The sequence below is a fragment of the Phocaeicola coprophilus DSM 18228 = JCM 13818 genome (genome assembly GCF_000157915.1).
In the GTDB taxonomy this organism is placed as follows: Bacteria; Bacteroidota; Bacteroidia; order Bacteroidales; family Bacteroidaceae; genus Phocaeicola; species Phocaeicola coprophilus.
On record NZ_EQ973632.1, the window covers coordinates 369,776 to 372,783 of the forward strand.

2 protein-coding genes are annotated in these 3,008 nt (G+C 27.3%); both read right to left on the reverse strand.

Going from position 1 to position 3,008, the window contains the following annotated elements; all coding sequences use genetic code 11:
* Nucleotides 1-9: 9 nt before the first annotated feature.
* The gene (locus BACCOPRO_RS03175) at nt 10-978 is read right to left on the reverse strand and encodes a hypothetical protein (protein ID WP_008140853.1); all 969 of its coding nucleotides are present in this window, start codon (nt 976-978) and stop codon (nt 10-12) included.
* A 32-nt stretch (nt 979-1,010) separates the two neighbouring features.
* Nucleotides 1,011-2,567, reverse strand: a complete 1,557-nt coding sequence (locus tag BACCOPRO_RS03180) for an MATE family efflux transporter (protein WP_008140854.1) — start codon at nt 2,565-2,567, stop codon at nt 1,011-1,013.
* Nucleotides 2,568-3,008: the final 441 nt, after the last annotated feature.

A 3,008-nucleotide genomic window follows, 5' to 3' on the forward strand; every position in this document is an offset into this window, starting at 1 on the left:
GTTGCGGAATTAAGGTTTATCTAGATTGTCATATCCAATTCCAATTAATACGAATGGATTTTGTGAGATATATTCAATCATTTCTATAATTCCTCTCGTTCTTCCTCCTGTAGTATTAGAAGTAAGGGAGAAATTGCCATCGCTAAAGAACTTGTCATAAATGGCTACTTTAAAAAAATCTTTCCCAAGATCTGTAAATATGAATAGCACGATTGTTAATATTAATAATCGTTTGATAAATACTTTAATATTTCTATCTTGTTTTACACAACATAGATAGCCTATATAGAGTATAGATAGGGCAATATAACCATTTGTAGACAATGTACTGAGCATAGTTATAGTGAATACGAGAATATAAAGCTTTCTTTCTCTGACATTTTTAAAACAATGCTTTTTGAATAGGGAAAAATATAAGGCTACCGAAAGAACTCCTTGATATTGGCCAGGCTCTCCAAATGGACCACAATTTCTTAAACTATGGACTGTTGTCCATCTATATATATATCCTCCATAACTATATACACCTTCTGCTAATGTATCACTACTTACTTTAGTTAGATAAGGGAATATTGGGTTGAATATTCCAACCCCATAAATGCGAGTTAAGCTATACAATATCAGACTAATTATGGCAATAATTAAAAGGGTATTTAAGAACCTTTTTAAGAACATTTTTTTATCACATATTATGACAGCATATGTAAAAAACAGACTTCCAGAAATAGATAGCATACTACCAATACTTAAATCAGAAGCAGAAAAAGGTATTAATAATGATATGGTAAAAATGAGGATGAATTGTATTAATACATTTTTTTTAAAGGCTCTATTTATGATGCAATAAATAACTCCAATTGTAGCTGTTATTAAGACAAATAATTCTCTTCCGATAAAAACTGGCAATGCCATTCCTCCAAATGAGATAGCGGTATATATTAATAAATATTGCCAATATTTATTTATAGATTGATTCATGTTTTATAGCGAATTTTTCTAATAAAGAACTACTATTTGTTTTTTAAGCTATTTAATTTTTGCTTGGATAGTGTAATTACATTTTTTATTATATCCTTTTCATCATGATTTAAGCAAAAGTACCATATTATAATTATATATGTAAAAGATGTTACAAGCCCAACGATGATAACTCGTATTAAATTGGGAGATAATAAGTAGTGAGGTATATATCCGATTGATACAATTATTATTGTGCAGGTTAGACATTTAATAATTATAGATTGTAAAAAAGACTTAATGTTCAAATTGCAATATTTTTTCGCTTGCTTAATTATATTGTAACTTGCTATAATATTTAAAAAAAGGATCCATATAATATATTGCCAATATGGCTGGAAACCAAAATAAAATAATAAATAGGTTATGGGTAATGGTAATAAATAAATAATACTTTGAACTCTAGATAGTCTTTTTATATTTCCATCTGCAACAATAGAATTTTTTATTCCTGTAATTAATTGTTCTAAAAGGCGCCTTATAATTTCTAGTTTAAAGAAAAGAATTGCCCATTCTGGAACTTCTTTTAACCAAAATTTCATTATCCACTCTGTTTCAATTATAAAAGGTATAGCAAAGAAAGCTAAAATTAGGTATGATAATTTGCTACTCGTGAAAGCATATTTAAGCATCGAATTATAATCCTTAGCACCAGCTTTCTTCCCAATTACAGGATTTACAGCCATTAACATATTATTTGAGAATACCATTAATTGGCCCGATATTTGACTGGCTACTCCTTGTGCTGCGTTTATAGATGTTCCAAAAAAATTATTAATTACGATATTGCCACCATAAGTGGATAACATTGATGTTGCAGTCGTTAACAATGTGCATCCTGCAAATGAAAACATATTCTTTATGATATGAAAATCTAAATATTTTTTAGGTGAAAATATACATTCTGTATATTTTTTGTGGCAATAAATGCGAACAATGATAATGTTTAGTAGTGAGGATATAGTTGTAAAAAAACCATATAAGATTAATTTATCATAGGAACTATAAACAATGATGATAGCAATAAGTAATTTTATAAATGTAAATATGCATCCAATAATAGAGTAATATTTTAAATCCTCATGTGCATTTATCAATGCATTATATGGGGTTGTTTGAATTGTTAATAAGGTTGAAATAACAGTAAACTGATAGATTACTTTTGCTGCATAAATTCTATTATGAGGTATATTTAATATCCCGTTGAAAAAAAAATAATAAGCGATTTCAAAAGCTATTAATGCAAGAAAAGAAATACAAAAATGAATAAATATACTTGCATTTACAATTTTTCTTTTATCTGTTTCTTGCCCTGCTCCTTCTGCATAATTAATAAAACGCTGAGTAGCTCCTGTCATAGCTCCATTTATAAAGCCTAACATTCCAATAGCACCTCCTACGATGCAAAATATACCAAAATCTGAACTTCCTAAAGCATTTAGAATTAGTCGTGTACTGATTAATGATACTAATATAGAGAATGCTGTATTACCATATATGTAAATACTATTTCTATATATCTTTGATATTTGAGAATTTATTTTATCCATAATTATGCTTTCCTGATATAAAGGATAGGTAATTATTGTAGAATGATTAACTTATAAATATAATATATATAGCTAGAATAGATTGTACAAAATCCATTAGGAACAACTTCTTATTCACTATAGTAGATGATGATTGAATAATTTCATACATTATATTTTTTTAATCCATGGGAATTTTATTATAAATTTCTCATGGATTAGTTGTAAATAAAGATTGTACTCTAAAGCATGCGAGTCCTTAATACGAATTGTCCGGAATAGAATTGATACAATTATGTATTATGATCTCAATGGTTTTGTCTTTAGATGTTATGTAGCATTAAGTTAATATTAAAAGAACTCAATTTATTCTTCTTCTATTTAGAAATTCAATAGTACTTTGGCTAAAAGTTTTGATCTTGTTTGTCTAAACATTTATTAGATATCATAATATTATGAAAT